This window comes from Actinomadura sp. NPDC023710, from assembly GCF_040639875.1.
GTDB lineage: Bacteria > Actinomycetota > Actinomycetes > Streptosporangiales > Streptosporangiaceae > Spirillospora > Spirillospora citrea.
Window position 1 is genome coordinate 1 of record NZ_JBFAGB010000016.1, and the last position, 17,969, is coordinate 17,969.

General features: G+C 72.0%; 15 protein-coding genes. 9 read left to right on the forward strand and 6 right to left on the reverse strand.

The genetic code is table 11. From position 1 onward, the window contains the following. From AB0H37_RS19730 to AB0H37_RS19745, 4 genes are all read right to left on the reverse strand, one after another. A partial coding sequence (locus AB0H37_RS19730; protein ID WP_360614201.1) for a right-handed parallel beta-helix repeat-containing protein occupies positions 1-1,429 on the reverse strand: 1,429 nt, incomplete at its 3' end. Positions 1,430-1,619: 190 nt separating this feature from the next. Beyond that, positions 1,620-2,981: a M28 family peptidase gene (locus AB0H37_RS19735; protein ID WP_360614202.1), complete on the reverse strand. Its 1,362-nt coding sequence runs from the start codon at positions 2,979-2,981 to the stop codon at positions 1,620-1,622. Between the two features lie 437 nt (positions 2,982-3,418). Then, complete coding sequence (locus AB0H37_RS19740) at positions 3,419-4,081, reverse strand: hypothetical protein (protein ID WP_360614204.1); 663 nt, start codon at positions 4,079-4,081, stop codon at positions 3,419-3,421. Between the two features lie 11 nt (positions 4,082-4,092). Next, positions 4,093-4,782 (reverse strand): hypothetical protein, encoded by a 690-nt coding sequence (locus AB0H37_RS19745; RefSeq protein ID WP_329098110.1) that lies wholly within the window; start codon positions 4,780-4,782, stop codon positions 4,093-4,095. A gap of 244 nt (positions 4,783-5,026) precedes the next feature. Between AB0H37_RS19745 and AB0H37_RS19750 the strand changes: the two genes are divergently transcribed. Next, positions 5,027-6,970, forward strand: a complete 1,944-nt coding sequence (locus AB0H37_RS19750; protein WP_360614207.1) for a twin-arginine translocation signal domain-containing protein — start codon at positions 5,027-5,029, stop codon at positions 6,968-6,970. Here AB0H37_RS19750 and AB0H37_RS19755 read toward each other — a convergent pair. Next, positions 6,960-8,969: a PQQ-binding-like beta-propeller repeat protein gene (locus AB0H37_RS19755; RefSeq protein WP_360614209.1), complete on the reverse strand. Its 2,010-nt coding sequence runs from the start codon at positions 8,967-8,969 to the stop codon at positions 6,960-6,962. The two genes, AB0H37_RS19750 and AB0H37_RS19755, sit on opposite strands and share 11 nt — an antisense overlap. Before the next feature lie 134 nt (positions 8,970-9,103). Between AB0H37_RS19755 and AB0H37_RS19760 the strand changes: the two genes are divergently transcribed. The 8 genes from AB0H37_RS19760 to AB0H37_RS19795 all read left to right on the forward strand — a co-directional run bounded on the left by AB0H37_RS19760 (position 9,104) and on the right by AB0H37_RS19795 (position 16,974). Next, positions 9,104-9,871 (forward strand): amidohydrolase family protein, encoded by a 768-nt coding sequence (locus tag AB0H37_RS19760; RefSeq protein WP_360614211.1) that lies wholly within the window; start codon positions 9,104-9,106, stop codon positions 9,869-9,871. Beyond that, positions 9,868-10,629, forward strand: coding sequence for an amidohydrolase family protein (locus tag AB0H37_RS19765; protein WP_360614213.1), 762 nt, complete (start codon positions 9,868-9,870; stop codon positions 10,627-10,629). Before AB0H37_RS19760 ends, AB0H37_RS19765 begins: the two co-directional genes overlap by 4 nt. Before the next feature lie 568 nt (positions 10,630-11,197). Continuing rightward, entirely contained in the window at positions 11,198-12,454 is a 1,257-nt protein-coding gene (locus AB0H37_RS19770) for a sugar ABC transporter substrate-binding protein (protein ID WP_360614215.1), read from the forward strand. A 70-nt stretch (positions 12,455-12,524) separates the two neighbouring features. Beyond that, positions 12,525-13,490 (forward strand): sugar ABC transporter permease, encoded by a 966-nt coding sequence (locus AB0H37_RS19775; RefSeq protein WP_360614217.1) that lies wholly within the window; start codon positions 12,525-12,527, stop codon positions 13,488-13,490. 5 nt (positions 13,491-13,495) lie between these two features. Next, positions 13,496-14,326 (forward strand): carbohydrate ABC transporter permease, encoded by an 831-nt coding sequence (locus tag AB0H37_RS19780; RefSeq protein WP_360614219.1) that lies wholly within the window; start codon positions 13,496-13,498, stop codon positions 14,324-14,326. Between the two features lie 7 nt (positions 14,327-14,333). Next, the gene (locus AB0H37_RS19785; RefSeq protein WP_360614220.1) at positions 14,334-15,029 is read left to right on the forward strand and encodes an amidohydrolase family protein; all 696 of its coding nucleotides are present in this window, start codon (positions 14,334-14,336) and stop codon (positions 15,027-15,029) included. Next, positions 15,026-15,802 carry an amidohydrolase family protein gene (locus AB0H37_RS19790; RefSeq protein ID WP_360614222.1) on the forward strand — a complete coding sequence of 259 codons (777 nt, stop codon included), beginning with the start codon at positions 15,026-15,028 and terminating at the stop codon, positions 15,800-15,802. Before AB0H37_RS19785 ends, AB0H37_RS19790 begins: the two co-directional genes overlap by 4 nt. After that, complete coding sequence (locus AB0H37_RS19795) at positions 15,799-16,974, forward strand: DegT/DnrJ/EryC1/StrS family aminotransferase (protein WP_329098096.1); 1,176 nt, start codon at positions 15,799-15,801, stop codon at positions 16,972-16,974. The genes AB0H37_RS19790 and AB0H37_RS19795 overlap by 4 nt, the downstream gene beginning before the upstream one ends. Here the strand turns inward: AB0H37_RS19795 and AB0H37_RS19800 are convergent. Continuing rightward, positions 16,956-17,927, reverse strand: a complete 972-nt coding sequence (locus AB0H37_RS19800; protein WP_360614224.1) for an LLM class flavin-dependent oxidoreductase — start codon at positions 17,925-17,927, stop codon at positions 16,956-16,958. The two genes, AB0H37_RS19795 and AB0H37_RS19800, sit on opposite strands and share 19 nt — an antisense overlap. Positions 17,928-17,969 lie beyond the last annotated feature (42 nt).

Here is a 17,969-nt window from a genome sequence, read left to right on the forward strand (position 1 = left end):
CCGGCGGCAAACCCGCCAACCGCCGCCGCTCAGCCACCTTCTGCAAATTCGTCAACTTACGAATCTCACGCTTCACCCCCGCCAAACCGACCATCGCCTCCAAGCGCGCCAGCAGCACATCCGCCGACCCGCCGACCTGCTCCTGCGACACGGACGGCGCCGCCTCGGGCTCGGCCGGTGCTTCGCTCCCGGCCCCGGCCGGCGCGTCTCCCCCGGGCTTGGCCGGCGCCCCCTTCGCGCGCTGACCGGTCGCGGCGGCGAGATCGAAGTCGAACCGGTCCGGCTTCCCGTTGCGGACGCTCGTCAGGTTCTCGATCTGCACGCTCGTCCCGAGGCAGGTGAGGATGCCCCGGCCGATGTTGTCCGCCAGCGTGCAGCCGCGGATGGCGAGCTCGCCCCCCGGTTCCACGCTCACGCCCGCGAGCTTGTTGCCGGTGATCGTCGTACCTTCCATCAGGACGCGCGAGCCGGCGTCCAGCTCGACGCCGACCCGCCCCGTGTCGGCGACCCGGCCCCGGACCATCATGAGGTTCGCATCCCGAGCGAGGTAGATGCCGTTGGAGGGCGCGTTGACGACCTCGCAGTCGTCCAGGCGGACGGTGCCCTTCTCGACGACCATGCCGGTCCGCTGCGGCGACTCCACCTTGACCCGCCGCGCGGTCAGCGAGCCGCCGGTCGCCACCCACAGCGCGTCCGCGCCCGCGTCCACGATCAGGCAGTCCTCCGCGACCGCCTTGCCCTTCTCCACGGCGACCAGGGACGTCCGGCCCGAGCCGCGGAATTCGCAGTCGCGGAGCTCGGCCTCCGCGCGGTCGTCGACCCGGATCCCCGAAAGGGCCGGACCGCTGACCGTGCACTGGTCGATGAGCGGCTTGGACCCCTCGGTCGCCCAGATGCCGTGCCCGCCCGCGTCGATGATCCGGCACGACCGCAGGGTCACCGTGCTGCCGCTGCGGATCGCCACCGCGTTGCCGTCGGTGCCGGTGACCGAGGTGCCCTCCATGCCCCCGGACGAGGCGCTGTACACGACGGCGCCCTCCTGGACCTCGCAGTCCCGCAGGGTGAGCTGGGCGCCCTTTGACGCCCGCACGGCGATTCGGGACCGGGTCATGAACTCGCACTGCTCCGCCAGGATGGTGCCTTCCGCAACCTCCAGCGCGAGGCCCTTGTCACTCCAGTTCCGGACGATGAGCCCCTGCAGCGTCACCTTTCCGGTGACTTCGATCGTGCCGACGGTACGGCCGTCGAGCGTCACCGAACCGAGGCCCTCCACGGCCGTCATGACGAAGTCGCCCTTGCTGCGGAACCCCGTGTTCGGGTACGAGCCCGGCTCGATCAGAATATGCCGCCCACGCGGTGCGCCCGGCGGCAGCGGCGCGTTCAGCGCCTCCAGTACCGTTCGATACGCCCCGGGGGAGGTCAACGACACGACCAGACTATGCAACGGATCTCCTCACGAATCACCGTTATGGTGGCATGAGGAGACCCGTTCCCGCTTCTGCCAATCCCTCGAAGTGTGGAGGCGGTGGCCCGGACTCGTCTCGGCCGGCGCCTCGACGTGGACCGGCGAGAATGGTCTGCGTTCGGGCGGGCTGGTGCGGAGGCCTCGCCCGTTCTCGCTACTTGCGGCGCGCTACGTCGTAGAGGGCGCAGCCGATCAGTTCGAGGGACACCTGCAGCCGCTCCCGGCTGACGTTCTGGGCGATCGTGTCCTCGGGCGAGTGGTAGAAGGGCTCCAACTGGCTGGGCGCCTCACTGCCGCGCCAGCTGAAGTTGCCCGCCGGGATGCCGCGCTCGTAGAAGGCCTCGTGGTCGCTGGAGCCTCGGGCGGTGGGGCCCTTGGTCTGACCGGCGTAGCCGAGCCGGTGCGCGGCGGCGTTCACCGCGGCCGTGGTGGTGTTGTCCGCGCCGTCCACGGACAGCAGCCAGTACGTGCCCGCGGGGGGATGACTGGTGGCGACCATGTCGTTCTGGAAGCAGCCGGTGATCTGCGCGACGCCCGCCGCGTCGAGTTGCTTCACGTAGTGCCGGGCACCGACCAGGCCGTACTCCTCCGAACCCCACAGGCAGACGCGGATCGCCTGCTGGGTCGGCAGCCGCCTCAGCACGCGCGCCAGTTCCAGGCAGAGCACGGTTCCGCTGCCGTCGTCGTTGGCGCCGGGTGAGCCGGGGACGCTGTCGTAGTGTGCGCTGACGATGACGGCCTTGCCGGTGGGGTTGGGCAGCGTCGCCTTCCGCTCGGCCAGGACGTTGTACGAGGTCAGCCCCGAGTGATGGGTGACCGCGAAGGACAGCCGCCGGGCGCCCGCGCGGATCCGCTCGCCGTGGTATTCGGCCAGGCCCAGCACAGGGATCGCGACCGTCTCGTTCATCGTCGGGACGAAGGAGCCGGGCTTGCGCTCGGGATAGGTGACCGAGCGGGCGTTGACGATGAGGGCCGCCGCTGCTCCGGCGCCCGCGGCCGCCTTGGCCTGCGCGGTCTCCATACCGGGCACCCGGTCGAACAGCACGAGTCTGCCGCGCACATCGCCGGTGACCTCGGTGGCCTGGCCCACGTCCACCACCGTGCCGTCCACGGCGGCGACGGCCCCCTGCGGGGAGGCACTGCACTGCCAGACCCGCTCGCCCCGGGAGCGGATCTCCGCCAGGTACTTGTCCGCGACCGGGAAGGGCTGCAGTTCGACCGTGTAGCCGAGATCGCGCAGACGGCCGGCGATGTAGCGGGCGGCGCGGTGCTCCGACGGGGTGCCGGCGATGCGCCAGCCGATCTGGTCGCTGAGCACTTCCAGGTGCCGCAGCGCCCGGCGGGCGTCGACGCGGGCGACCACCGCCCTGTCGCCGGCGGTGAGGGAGGGTGACCGGAGGGCACCGGGGCGCTGCCGGGTCGCGGCGGCGGCGGTGCCGGGGAGCAGGCCGACGGTCGCGAACCCGGTGAGGGCCGCGGCCCCGGCCAGCAGATCACGGCGTTTGACCTCGGACATGGCGTCTCCTCGGGAGATGGGCGGCCGGCGCGCGGCCGGCCTCGGATCTCGGCGTCGGCAACGGACGGCGAGACAACGAACTTCCCCCGGTTGAAGCGAACATACAAAATCGCCACAAAACCGACAAGACTCTTACGGTCCACAGACCAGATCGTGATCAAGCTTGCGGCACAGCCCCCATGGACCACCAGTTTCCGCCGGATCACCCGGCCTGAGGCATGCCAATGGGAAACCGGCCGAGGTGAATGGCATTGCATTCCACGTGCAGGCTCATCGGTAGCGACACATTCGCGAGGGCGAGGACATCGCCGACGAACTGCTTGGTCCTTTTATACGGCTCGGAACTCGTCCGGCGCCCGGGCAGTTCGCACGGACGGTGGGCGCCGGGCGTGCCGGATCATGCGCGGCGCCGAATCGATCAGCTTGGGCCGCTGGGTTCAGTGCCCGGGCGTCAGACCTGAGTAGACCGACTGGACGTAGTCCGGGGCTTTGGCACCGCGGCGGGGCCGGAAGTCGAACGCCGACCCGTCGGTGAAGTCGATCCGGATGAACCATTCCGGCCGCGGGGTGCGGCCGAGCGGCACCGCCCGCAGTCCTCGGACCGCCGTGAACGGAATCTCCCAGCAGGTCGTCAGGGGCCCGGCCGGGTCGTCCGAATGGTCGCCGCGAGCGCCGCGGACGCGACCACGCAACCCGCCCGGCCTCGCGGAGGGACGCGCGAACCGTGACTCGACGGACACCGCGAGCCGCCGGTCCGTGAGCAGCAGCCACGCCTCGTCGGTGTACCCGGTCATGTGGGCGGCGACCGCGGCCGCCGCCGCGTCCGGTCCGGGCGCGTGCGCCCACCCCCAGATCACCGGGTCGTCGGCCCATTCGTCGTACCAGAACCGGCCCGTCCGGACCGGATCGGTCGGCAGGGGCCACGACGGGTCCGGGACCGACGAACCGCCCGGGACGGCGGGCGGGTGCGGGGCCGCGCTCAGCCCCCGTACGGTCGCGCCGATGTGCCCGGCCGCGTGGTCGCCCATGACCAGCCTCTCGCCGGGCGCGCACCAGTGCGCGCGGGCGATCTCGTACAGTTTCTGCTCGTTGCGAGGCACGTGGTCACCCGTCAGGAACGTTGCGTGGCGAGGCGGGCGAGGCGCTCTGCCGCCTCGTCGTCCGGTGCGGTGACGTCGAAACCGGAACCGTCCCGGAGCCCGATCCGCAGGACAGGGACCTTGCGGGGGCGGTACCCGGACGGCAGCTTGCGCCGGTCCAGGCCGAGGTGCGCGATCTGCGCCGCCGGAACCTCCGCGAGACCTGCGACACGTGACAGCGGCACCGGTTCACCCGCTGGATAAGGATGGTCACGAGCGAGCGCGCGTCCCAGATCCGCCGCCCCGGCGGCGATTCTGCGGGCCCGTGACAGCACGCCCGCCTGCGACTCGCGTTGCTCTCCGGACTCGGCGGCCTCGCCCCGCGTCATCGCGACGATGCCGATCCGGTACGGAGTGAGGACCCAGTAGCGAGTCTCCGGGGAGTCGGGAAGCGTCACCCGCGCGGCCGTGCCGCTGCCCGGCCCGTAGACCACCATCGCCGGCGGGTCGAGGTTCTCCTCGCGGAACGCCGAATCCATGCCGGCTCCGACGGCGTTCAACACGGCGCGTCCGCCACCGCCCGGGACGCCCCGCCAGTTGTGGCCGTCCACATCGAAACGCAGGGCGGGACCATGACAGTAGAGGCACAGCAGGACGGGCTCATCCGGCCGGCACCAGTGCCGCCGCAGCGCCAGCGTCCCGCTGAGCTCGCGTCCGCTCATCCCGGCGCCCTCCCGATCATGATGGCGTGATCATAGTGGGGCTCCGCGATCGGCCGCGGGCCAGGCACGCGCCCCTCTTCCCACACCTGGCATCCCGGCGTCCCGGGAGGGCCTGTGGGAGACGGGCGATGCGAGTGATCGATCTAGGAGCTCGCGGCGGTCTCGCGAATTTGGGTCCTGACCGAAAGGTCGGTGGACGCTAGTGTGAGGGGCGGCTTCCGGTCCTGACCGAAAGGGTTCTATCATGATCCAGCGTCGCCAGTTCCTCCAGACGGCCGCGGCGGCCGCCGTCGCAGGCGGTACGCCCCTCCTGTCCCCCGGGCTCGCACGTGCCTCGGACCGCTCCCCGGACGAGGTGGAGGGCACGGTCACCGATCTCGGACCGGCCAGCGTCACCACCCCGCTCGGCAACGGCGAGTTCGTGAACGGGGTTCTCTACGCGGGCACCCGCGGACTGTCCCCCAACGTCGTCGGCGCGTACGACCTGGCAAAGGACGCCGTCACCGCCCACGTCGACATCCCGACCGGCATCGGCGTCTGGGCGATGTGCAAGGTCGGCACCGACGTCTACGTGGGGACGCACAGCCAGTCCGACCTCTACCGCCTGGACACCCTGACCGGCTCGGCGGCCAAGGTGGGCGCGTACCCCTATCACTTCATCTGGAACCTCGCCGCCTCTCCCGACGGCAAGGTCTTCCTGGCCATCTCCGAGCCGGGCCGCGTGGTGGAGTACGACCCGGCGAGCGGTGAGAGCCGCGACCTCGGCGTCACGGTCGAGGGCGAGGCGTACGTGCGCAGCATCGCCGCCGACGAGACCACGATCTACGCGGGCGTCGGCGCGCGCGCCCACCTCGTGACGATCGACCGCGCCACCGGCGCCAAGCGCGACATCCTCCCGGCCGCGCTCGCGGGACGCGACTTCGTGGCCAGCCTGGACGTCTCCGGCACGCACCTCGCGGGCGGCATCTCGTCCAACGGCGAGGTCCTGGTGATGTCCAAGAGCGACCCCGCCGACCACCGCATCCTCACCACGTCCGAGAAGTACGTCCCGTCCGTGCTCCTCCACGACGGCTTCGTCTACTTCACCGGGCGCCCCTCGGGCACGCTCTACCGCTGCGCGCTCGACGGCGGCGAGGTGGAGGCGCTCGGCATCGCGCAACCGGAGGCCGCCACGCACCGGCTGCTCGCGCACGAGGGGAAGGTGTACGGGGTGCAGGACGGCGCGGTCCTGGTGTTCGACCCGGCCACCAAGGCGCTCGACTACGTCAACCTCGTCCAGCGCGGGTTCAGGGCCGCGCCGGAGCAGCCGATGTCGGTGCATTCCGACGGCAGGCGCGTCTACGTGGGCGGCAAGGGCGGGGCCGACATCCACGACCTCGCCACCAGGACCCGGACGCGGCTCGGCATCCCCGGGGAGCCCAAGACCGCGCTGACCGTGCGCGACCGCACCTACCTCGGTGTCTACACCCAGGGGCTGCTCTACTCGCATCGGCCGGGCGAGGCCGAGGCGACCCTGCTCGCCAGGACGGGCAACCAGCAGGACAGGCCGCGCGATCTGGCCTACGACCCGGCGACGGGCCTGATCGCGATGACGACGCAGCCGGAGCCGGGGCACGTCAACGGGGCGCTGTCGCTCTACTCGCCGCGCACCGGACGGTTCGAGACCCACCGGCCGGTGGTCGAACGGCAGAGCCTCTACGCGGTGACGTGCCGGCGGGGCGTCGCCTATATCGGCACCAACGTCCAGGAGGGGCTCGGCCTGCCGCCCGTGACGACGACCGCCCGGCTCGCCGCGTACGACCTGCGTCGCCGCAGGCTGCTCTGGCAGGTGGAGCCGGTGCCCGGGGCGAAGGTCGTCCCCGGTATCGCGCACACCGAGCGGGCCGTCTACGGCGTCACCGACACCGGGGTGCTCTTCGAGTTCGACCTGCGCCGCCGGAAGGTGACCCGCACGGTGAAGGTCGGCGCGCGCGGTTCCGACCTGCACATCGTGGGCCGCAGCGCGTACACGACGGACGGCCAGGCCGTCTACAAGATCGACCTGGCCGCCCTCACCGTCCGGACCATCGCCGGCGGACTGGCGGGCGAGTGGTTCGGCGGCGAGCCCAAGCTCGCCCTCGATCCCTCGCGCCGCGCGCTCTACGGGGTGAAGGGTCGCGATCTGGTCCGCATCGCGATCACCGGCTGACCCCGGCCGGGACGGTCAGCGCGGGGCACCGAGGATCGAGCCTGATCCGGGCCAGGTCGCGGCCGACCAGGGCCCAGGCGTCCCAGGAGCCGGGCTCGAAGGCCAGCTGCGGGTTGGTGTACCACTCGTCGCCGAGGCCGGTCGCGACGAGCTTGGCCTCGGTGCCCAGGACGTGGACATTGCCCCCGCCGAAGTAGGTCGAGGCGAACACCCGCCCGCGATGCACTTCGATCTCGCCGTACCCGGGCAGCGGGCCCTGGTGCGTGATCGTCCGGGTGGCGAGGTCCATCGCGAACCAGCTCGCGGTGCGCTTGTAGACCCCGTACAGCACGCCGTCGTGCGCCTTGACGTCCTGGAACGTCCGGTAGCCCGGCACGGGGTCGACCTGCCAGAGGACCTTGCGGGTGCGCAGGTCGAACGCGGCGACCGACGCGGACGTCCTGGTGGGCGGCGCGCCTCCCCCGCCGAGCACGTCGCCGCCCAGGTAGACGACGCCCCTGGCGGAGTCGAGCGAGAGGCTCATCAGGCTCTGGTCGGGGATGACGTCCACGTACACCTGCTTGTCGCCGGTGTCGGGATCGACCACCGACAGCGCGCCCTTGAGGTTGGCGCCGAGCGGCGCCGTCGCGACGAGCAGCTTGTCGGTGCGGGGGTCGTACTCCAGGTCCCACGGGCGCTGCTGCCCCTGCCCGAGGTAGCCGAGGCTCCGGATCCGGCCGGTGCGCGGGTCCAGCTCGATGATCTGACCGCTCGGGTAGATCGCGGCGTACACCTTGCCGCCGCGCCGGACCATCGCCTTCGGCTCGCCCGGAACCCACAGCCGCCGCTGCCCGCCCGTGCGCAGGTCCCGTACGGTCACCGAGTAGTGCCCGCCGACGTAGAGCGCCCGGCGGCCCGGGTCGAGCAGGATCGACTGGGGCCGTTCCGAGCCGGTCGTCAGGCCGGCCTCGATGAGGTCGGTGTAGGTGACGGCCTTCGTGGTGAGGTCCATCGACCACATGCCGCCGCTGCCGGCGAAGCCGGTGAGCCGGTCGCCGTCCGGGACCAGCCTGCGCGTCTCCTCGCCGAGCCGCGGCGTGCCGAGCTCGGTCGGCGCGGTGTCGCCGGTGCGGTAGCGGTAGATGGTGCCGTTGGGCCGGGACGCCAGGTAGGCCGTGCCGTCGGCGCCGAAGGCGATGGTGTCGAGGGTGGCGCCGCCGAGGTCCACCGAGCGCAGGTCGGTGCCGTCCTTGCGCACGTCGAGGAGCGTCGTGCCGCTCGCGGCGAGCACGCGGTCGCCGTGCTCGGCCACCGCGCCGATCCCGGTGGTGCCCTGCGCCAGCTCGCGCACGGAGCCGTCCGACCGTCGGATCGCGACCAGCCTGCCCTTGTCGAGCAGCCCCGCGTAGACGTTGTCGGCGTCCGCCGCGACCGCCCGTACGTAACGTTCGCCTGCGGCGAGCACGCCGAAGTCGCGTACGGCGCCGGTCGCGGGCACGTACTCCCAGACCTTGCCGTCGGGGTAGGTGCCCGCGTAGATCGTCCCGTCGGGTGCGGTGGTCAGGCTCCAGACGAAACCGCCGTTGCGGCCGAACGAGCGCAGGTGCTTCACCTCGCCCGTCGCCGGGTCGAAGCTGTAGAGGTCGGGCACCGGGTAGGTGCCGATGTAGATCTTGCCGCCGGACACGGTGGTGGCCCAGGCCCCCTCGGCCTCCCCGGCGGCGGGCGCGTCGGGCAGCCGGAACTCGCGGACCACCTTCCCGGTGGCGAGGTCGATCTCGGCGAGCAGCGGCGGCTTCAGGCCCCGGGTGACGACGTAGGCCTTGCCGTCGAGCACCGTCGCCCCGACGATCGCGCCGGTCAGGGACGCGGGGCCGAACGTCGTGTAGCCCGGCGCCGAGCAGGACGCCGTCGGGGCGGCCGCCGCGTGGGCCGGGTGGACCGGTTGGACCACGGTTGCGGCCAGGAGGGCAGAGACGATCACGGCCCGGGCCTGGTGGCGGGAACGGCGTGAGGACATGCCGTACCTCCTCTGTAGACTTATGGCCTGGACCGTAATCAGAGGTTGCGGTGCTCGTCAACGGCTTCTCGCCCTTGCTGCCAAGCCGACACCCCGCTTAGGGTCTTGACCGATATCGGAAAGAGAGTGGTTCGATGACGGCATTCTCGGCGGAACGTCTGATCGGGGAGCTCACGGTCACGCTCGATCTCGACGTCCTCGTCGGCGCCCACCCGGATCGGGACGGCCCGTCCGGGACCCCCGAGACGGTCCTCGGCGCGCTCGCCGCGCACCGCGTCACGGGCGCGGCGGTGGCGAGCCTGCGCGCCGCGCTGTTCGACATGGCCTCGGGCAACGACGAGGTCCTCGCCCTGGCCGCCGAGCGTCCCGAGGTGGTGCCGGTCGGCGCCGTCGACCTGCGCGACCCGATCGGCGCCGCGGCGGAGATCGACCGGCTGGCCGCCGCGTCGGTGCGGGCGGTCCGGCTGTTCCCGGACGAGCAGAACGTGGAGGCCGGCTTCCCGTCCGTCCGGCATGTCGCCAAGCGCGCCGCCGGACACGGGCTCGTCCTGCTCACGGGCGGCGACGTGCGGCGATTCTGGCGGCCGCTCGGAGGCCTCGGCGCCACCGTCGTCTTCCTCGACACGCACTTCTACCACCTGGGCGACTTCCTGGTGGCGGCGGCCGACGAGCCCGGGTTCCACACCTCCACCCGCCTCCTCAACTCCCCCGACGCGCTGGAGACCGTGGCCGCTCACCTGGGCGCGGACCGGCTGGTGTTCGGCTCGCGCACGCCGCACACCGAGACGACCGTGCCGCTGCTGCGCCTGGCCACCGGCGGGCTCGCCCCCGCCGACGTCGCCGCCGTCGCGGGCGGGACCGCCCGCCGCCTCCTCGGACTCGACGCCGGAGCCGCCTCGTGATCATCGACGTGCACGCCCACTGGGGCCCGTGGTTCTTCACCATGGACGTGACCGGCCTGAGCCTGCGGACCATGGACCGCTACGGCATCGACCTCGCGATCGTGTCGGCGACCGAGGCCGTCATCTACGACGCGCCGGGCGGCAACCGCGCGCTGGCGGAGGTCCTCGAGACGACCGAACGGCTCTACGGGTACGTGACGGTCAACCCGCGGCGGCTCGCCGACGCCGAGAAGGACCTCGACGCCTACCTGCCCACCGGGCGGTTCGTCGGCGCCAAGATCCACACCGACTACACCGGGTCGCCGGTGACCTCGCCGCAGATGCGCGACGCCCTCGCCCTGCTCGGCTCGCTCGGCTGCCCGGCGCTCGTGCACACGTGGGGGACGTCGGTGCTCGACCTCGCCGCGCTCTGCGCGCAGACCCCGGGCCTGAAGGTGATCGCCGGCCACATGGGCGCGGACGGGTACCGGCATGCGATCGAGGCGGCGAACGGCTGCGACCGGGTCTACCTCGAACCGTGCTGGTCGCAGGCCCCGGCGGGGCGGTTCGCCGAGGTGGCCGCGGCCGTCGATCCCCGGCAGCTGCTCTTCGGCACCGACTCGACGCTCATCGATCCGGCCTCGGCGTTCGGCGCGGTCGCGGCCGCCGGCCTGTCGGACGAGGTGGCCGAACGGGTCGCCTGGCGCAACGCCGCCGACCTGTTCGGCCTGCCCGCACCGGACCTGCGGAACACGCAGATCGGCTCGCGGGCCGTGTAGGGATCGAGGTTCGGGCGCCCGGCGAGCCGGGTGCGAAAGGAACCCGCCGCGCCGCACGGGATGGACCGCGCACCCAGAGACGGTCGCGGTACCTCGCCGTACGCAGCGCTTTGCGGCGTGCTGTCGGAGGTCACTCCCGCGCCGGGTGAGCCCGCGGTCGGCTCGGGCGGCAGCGGCCCTGACCGAAAGCTGTGGGGCCTCGACGGCGCATGCCTTTTACGCCCTCGATCCGTGCGCTGGAAGACGCGTTCGGCGCCTGACGCTCGGCACCGGAGGCGACGTCGCCGCCGCCCGCACGGTCTTGTCCGCGCGCCTGGGCGGCAGCAAGATCTACAAGCTCGCCCCCGGTCACGTCGCGAACCGATGCTCCAGGTGGATCATCCGCACCGGCGGCTCGGGGTGCGCGACGGCGGACCACCGGACTCCGGCGACGGCGCGGAGATGTTCCCGGATCGCTCTCAGGCATTGACACCCGAAATCCAGCACGGTTACTTTCGGCCTAGACCGTTATTGCCCCCGCTCCGCCCCCTGCCCCCCGCGTCACCTCGAACTAAGGGGTCCCGTCCCGATGAAGATCCGTGGCAGCCGCCTCACGGCGTCGCTCACCCTACTCACGCTGGCCACCGGGCTCACCGCCGCCTGCAACGGCTCCGGAGGCTCCGACAAGTCGCTGACCCTCTGGATGTATCCGGTGATCACCGACGTCCAGGCGAACAACGCGTACTGGAAGAAGATCGAGACGGACTTCGAGGCCGCCAACTCCGGCACCGACCTCAAGATCGAGCTCCAGCCGTGGGACGGGCGCGACACCAAGGTCGCCACCGCCCTGTCCGGCGGCAAGGGCCCCGACGTCGTCCTGCTCGGCCCCGACCAGGTCCCCCAGTACGTCGCCAACGGCACGCTCAAGCCGGTCGACGGCGCGGTGGCCGCCACCAAGGGCTCCTTCCTGCCCAACGCGCTCAGCTCGCTCAGCGTGGACGGCAAGCTCTACGCCGTCCCCATCTACCACACCGTGACCAGCATGATCTTCAACAAGAAGCTGCTGGCGGAGGCGGGCATCACCACGCCGCCGCAGACCTGGGACGAGATCAAGGCGGCCGCGCCCAAGCTCAAGGCCAAGGGCTTCGCCACGCTCGACTACTCGGCGTCCCCCGAGGCCTCGCTCAACATGAACTTCTATCCGCTGCTGTGGCAGGCGGGCGGCAGCGTCTTCACCCCGGACGGCAAGAAGGCGGCCTTCAACAGCCCCGAGGGGCTAGAGGCGCTCACGTTCCTCACCGACCTCTACAAGCAGGGCGCGGTGCCGAAGAGCGCGCTCACCAACAAGAACGTCGTCGCCGACCAGGCGCTCGGCAAGCAGCAGGTCGCCGCCGGGCTGATGAACGTCCCGGCCGACGCCGAGATCGCCGCGAAGACCTGGGGTCAGGACAACGTCGTCGTCGGCCTGCCGCTGCAGGGCAAGAAGCGCGTCGGCTTCGGCATCCCCGGCGGCCTGGCCGTCAACGCCAGATCCGAGCACACCGCGGCGGCCGAGAAGTTCCTCAAGTTCATGATCGACCCCAAGCAGATCACCAGCCTCGGCACCGCCTCGGGCTTCGTGTCCCCGCGCACCGACGTGAAGGTCCCGGCGCCCAACCCCCGCGCGGCCAAGTTCGCCGAGGCCCTGCAGTACACCTACCCGGGGGACGCCAACCCGGCCGCCCGCCAGGTCATGGCGCTGCTGCGCACCGAGATCCAGGCCGCGCTCACCGGCAAGAAGACGCCGAAGCAGGCCCTGGAGGACGCCGCGAAGCAGTCGGACGACCTGCTGGCGAGGCAGCGTTAGCCGACCGCGGATGAACGCGAACGAACGGCCGGGTCCGGGCGGCCCCGGCCACGGATCCGAGGAGGCGTCTGTGCCCACGTCCAGCACGGCTCCCGTCACCTCTCCACCCGGCGACACCGCCGCGAGGGGCCGGGCGGCGAGCGGCACGTCACCGCCCGGCGGCGGCGGGCGGACCCGCCGCCGCCGGCAGGCCCGGGTGGGTCTGCTCTTCGCGGCCCCGATGCTCCTGCTGTTCGTGGTGTTCAGGTTCGGGCCGGTGCTCGGGGCGGTCTTCCTGTCGCTGACCGACTACCGGCTGAGCGGCGAGTGGACGTTCGTCGGGCTCGAGAACTACACCCGGCTCGGCGGCGACGAGCTGTTCCGCGAGAGCCTCACGGTCACGCTGCTGTACGTGGTGATCTTCGTGCCGCTGACCGTGCTCATGTCGCTGGCCACCGCGGCGATGCTGCACCAGGTGGTCTGGCGGCGCGGGCTGTTCCGGGGGATCTTCTTCCTGCCGTACGTGACGAGCATCGTGCTCGCCGCCGTGATCTGGAAGTGGATCTACGACGCCGAGGACGGGCTCGTCAACGGGCTGCTCGGGCTCGCCTCGATCGGCCCGGTCGACTTCCTCGGCCGCGGCGAGCTGGTGCTCCCCTCGATCGCGCTCACCTCGGCGTGGAAGGGCTTCGGCTACTCGATGCTGATCCTGCTCGCCGGGCTCCAGGCGATCCCGCGGTCCTTCACCGAGGCGGCCATGATCGACGGCGCCGGGCCGTGGCAGCGGTTCCGGCACGTCACGCTGCCGCTGCTGCGGCCGGTGCTGTTCTTCGTGCTGGTGATCGAGACCATCACCGCGTTCCAGGTCTTCGACGCGATGTACGTGATGACCGGCGGCGGGCCGGTGCGATCCAGCTACTCGCTCGTCTACCTGCTCTACGACTCGGGCTTCAAGTTCTTCGACTTCGGCTACGCGAGTGCGATCGGGCTGGTGATCTTCATCTTCGTGCTGGGCGTCTCGCTCGTCCAGCGCCGGTTCCTCGGAAAGGAGGACTGACCGCCATGGCGGTTTCCCGCACCGCGGCGCGCACCGGGCGGCTCACGCTGCCGGTGCTGCTGGTGCTCACCGCGATCGTCACCATCACCCCGTTCGCGGCCATGGTGCTCGTCGCGTTCGCCCCCGAGAGCGGGCAGACCTTCCCGGACGCGCTGCTGCCGGACAAGATCACGTTGGCGAACTTCGAGCACGTGCTGTCCAGCTCCGACGTCCCGCGCTGGACGCTCAACTCGCTGATCTTCTCGTTCGTGTCGGTCGTGCTGATCCTGCTGTTCGCGTCCATGGCGGGCTACGCGTTCGCCAAGAAGCGCTTCCCGGGCCGTGACGCGCTCTTCTGGGCGCTGCTCGCCACGCTGATGGTGCCGTTCCAGGCCACGCTCATCCCGTCCTACATCCTGGTCTCGCGGCTGAACGGCGTGGACACCTACTGGGGCATGATCGTGCCGACGCTGGCCAACGTGCAGGCGATCTTCCTGATGCGGCAGTTCATCGTGCAGCTCCCGGACGAGCTCTTCGAGGCCGCCGAGATGGACGGCGCCTCGGAATGGCGGATCTTCACCACGATCGTGCTGCCGCTGGTGCGGCCCGCGCTCGCCACCCTGGGGGTCTTCGTCTTCCTCTGGCACTGGAACGACTTCCTGTGGCCGCTGGTCATCGGGCAGTCCGGTGAGATGCAGACGCTCACCGTCGGGCTGGCGACGCTGCAGAGCGAGAACGTGCCGATCAACCAGATCATGGCGGGCGCGACCATCACGGTGGTGCCGAGCCTCCTGGTCTTCGGCCTGCTCCAGCGCTACCTCACCGACAGCATCGCGATGACGGGTCTCAAGGGCTGACCGGCCCGTGATCATCGACATCGACCGGGTGCTCGGCCCGATCCCCGGTGACGACGTGGCGAGCGCGGACGAGCGGGGCCTGGTCGCCGAACTCGACCGGCACCGCATCGACCTGGCCTGCGTCGTGCATTCCCACGCGCTCTTCTACGACCCGACCGCCCGCCCGCCGCGGACGGTGTCCGACCGGCTCGTGCGGGTGCCCGTCCTGGTGCCGGGACCGCTCGGCACCGGTGGCACCGCGGCGCGGCTGGTGCGGCTCTGCCCGGCCGAGCACCGATTCGCGCTCACCGGTCCGCACGGGTCGGCGCTGGCCGGTGACCTGGCCGACCAGGGCACGGCGGTGCTGCTGGGCTGGCGGTCGGCGACGTTCGACGAGATCCACCGGCTCGCGACGCGGCACCCCCGGCTGCGCCTCATCCTCACCGACACCGGGTACCGGAGCCTGCGCGAGCTGGCCGACCTGATGGACGCCCACCCTCGGATCGGCGTCGACACCGCGACGCTGAACGGTCACCAGAGCGTCGAGTGGCTGGCCCGCCGTCACGGCGCGCACCGCGTGTGGTTCGGCACGGGCGCGCCGGTCGGCGACGACGCCGGGCCGCGCTTCCAGCTGGACCATCTCGACCTCCCCGACACCGACATCGCGCTGATCGCCGGCGGCAACGCGCGTGCCCTGCTCAAGCTCGATCAGGACGGCCGATGAGCGGCCCGCACGCCTGGCGCGGCAAGGTCATCGACGCCCACGGCCACCTCGGCGGCTGGTTCAACTTCGCCATCGCCGACACCTCGACCGAGAGCCTGGTCGCGGTGATGGACCGCTGCGGCGTGGCCACGATGTGCGTCTCGCACCTGCTGGGCGTCGGCCCGGACGCCCGCGCGGGCAACGCCCTCCTGCTTGCGGAACTGGCCCGGTGGCCCGGCCGGTTCCTCGGTTACGCCGTGTACGATCCGCACGACCCGGAGGCCCCCGGCCGGCTGCGCGACCTCCTCGGCGAGCCCGGTGTGATCGGTGTGAAGCTGCACCCGGACACGCACGAGCACCGGCTCGACGACCCCGGCTACGAGCCCGCGTTCGCCCTCGCCGCCGCGTCCGGCGCGATCGTGCTGTCCCACGGCGAGTACGGCTCGCCCTGGTCCGACCCGGCGCGCTTCGCGACCGTCGCCGGACGCCATCCGGCCGTCCCGCTGCTGATGGGGCACGCCGGGCTGTGGCCTTCCGGCTTCGCCGCCGCGGCGGACGTCGCGGAACGCCGGCCCAACGTGGTGCTGGAGATCTGCGGCTCGCGGATGACCGCCCGGCATCTGGCACGGCTGGTGTCGGCCGTCGGCGCGGACCGCATGGTGTTCGGCTCGGACGCGCTCTTCCTCGACCTGCGCGTCGGCCTCGGCCGCGTGGTGCTGGCACCGCTCGACCCGGCCGACCGCGACCTGCTCCTCTTCGGCACGATGACCCGGCTTCTGGAAGGAGCACGATGAGGCTGGCCCTCGACGGCGGCACCCCCGTCCACACCTCCGGCTGGCCCGCCTGGCCGCCGCCCGCCACTCCCGAGCAGCGCGCGCTGCTGCTGGAGGTGCTGGACGGCGGTGCGTGGGGCGCGACGGCCGGGACCAGGGTCGCCGAGTTCGCGACGGCGTTCGCCGCCTCCGTGGGCGCCGAGCACGGCGTCTGCGTGGTGAACGGCACGGTCGGGCTCTTCCTCGCACTGCGCGCCCTCGGCGTCGGCCCGGGCGACGAGGTGATCGTGCCCGCCTACACGTTCGTGGCCAGCGCGACCTCGGTGGTGCTCGCGGGCGCCCGGCCCGTGCTCGCCGATGTCACCCCGGACACGCTGCACCTGGATCCGGCGGCGGTGGAACGCGCGATCACACCGCGCACCAGAGCGATCATGCCCGTGCACCTGGCCGGTGCTCCCGCCGGCACCGAGAGCCTCCAGGCGTTCGGGATCCCGCTCGTGGAGGACGCCGCGCAGGCGCACGGCGCCGCGCGGCACGGGCGTCCGGCCGGATCGCTCGGCGCCGTGGCCTGCTTCAGCTTCCAGTCGAGCAAGGCGATGACCGCCGGGGAGGGCGGCATCGTCGTGACCGGCTCCCGGGAGGTCTACGAGCGGCTCTGGTCGCTGCACAACGTCGGGCGGCGGCTCGGCGGCGGCTGGTACGAGCATCCCGAGATCGGCTGGAACCTGCGCATGACCGAGTTCCAGGCGGCCGTGCTCACTCCCCAGCTCTCGCTGCTCGACGGCCAGGTGGCCGCCCGCGAACGCGCCGCCGCGTACCTGGCCGGGGAACTGGCGGCGGTCGGCGGGCTGAGCCTGCTGCCGGGACCGGAGGGAACGACGCGGCACGGCAGGCACCTCGGCGTCGTGCGCTACGTGCCGGCGGAGTTCGGCGGGCGGTCCAAGGCCGACTTCGTCGCGGCGATGGCGGCCGAGGGGGTCCCGCTGGACGCCGGCTACCGCTCCCTGTCCCGCGAGGCCGCCCTCCGCCCGTACGTGGGCGAGGCGTCCTGCCCGGTGGCCGAGACCGCCGAGGACTCGGTCGTCTGGATCCGGCAGAACCTCCTCATGGCGGACGAGGACGCGCTCGCCGACATCGTGTCCGCGGCGGCCAAGGTCAGGCACGAGTTTCGGGCTCAGCCGGAAATGACGTGACCGAAAGCCTCGATGGTGCGGAGTGCGTCCGCCTGCGGCATCCCGGGCGGCTGGACGCGCAGCACGACCCCGTCGGCGCCCATCGCCGCGTAGTGCGCCAGCCTTTCCTCGCACTGGCCGGGCGAGCCGATCACGCTCCGGGCGGCGATCTCCTCCCAGCCCTGCGCGTAGCGGCCCGCGTCCGAGGATGTGCGCTTCCAGCCCGTGTACGCGTCGTACAGGTCGCGCAGCGGCGCCTCCAGCGCCTCGCGCGCCCCCTGCGACGTCGGCGCGCAGTAGCCCTCTCGGCAGACGATGACCTCGGCGCCCAGCGTGCCGGGGCCCCGCTCGTACGCGCGGTACTCCTCGATCTTCCCGGGGAGGTCGGCGTCGACCTCGTTGAACGAGGTGGTCCAGCCGTCGCACATGCGCGCCGTCCGTTCCAGCACGGCCGGAACCCGGCCGCCGTTCCAGAGCCGCGGGCGCGGCGCCTGGACGGGGCGCGGGGCCAGGAACGCCTCTTCGACCTGCGTGAACCTCCCCTCGAACGTCACCTCGTCCGCCGTCCACAGCCGGGTGAGGAGCTCCAGGCACTCCTCGAACCGGGCGACCCGCTCCCGCTGGGGCACCCCGAAGAGGGCGAACTCCTCGGGCCGGTAGCCGAGCACGAACCCGGCCGTCAGCCGGCCGCCCGACAGCACGTCGATGTGCGCGAGCGTCTGGGCCAGCGCGACCGGGTTGTAGAACGGCGCGACGATCCCGGCGGTGGCCAGCCCGATGCGTTCGGTGTGCGCCGCGATCCAGGTCAGCGAGGTGAGGATCTCGTGGTAGCCGGGCCGGTGCAGGTGGCGTTCGCCCAGCACGACCCACGCGAAGCCGGCCTGTTCGGCGAGCCGTGCCTGCTCGACGGCGTCGTCCAGGGACGGGCGGTCCGCCGCGTCGCCGTACAGGTTCAGATACAGGCCGAGGCGCATGGGGCCGCCCTCCAGTCGTCGGTGGCATTGACATCAGCCAAG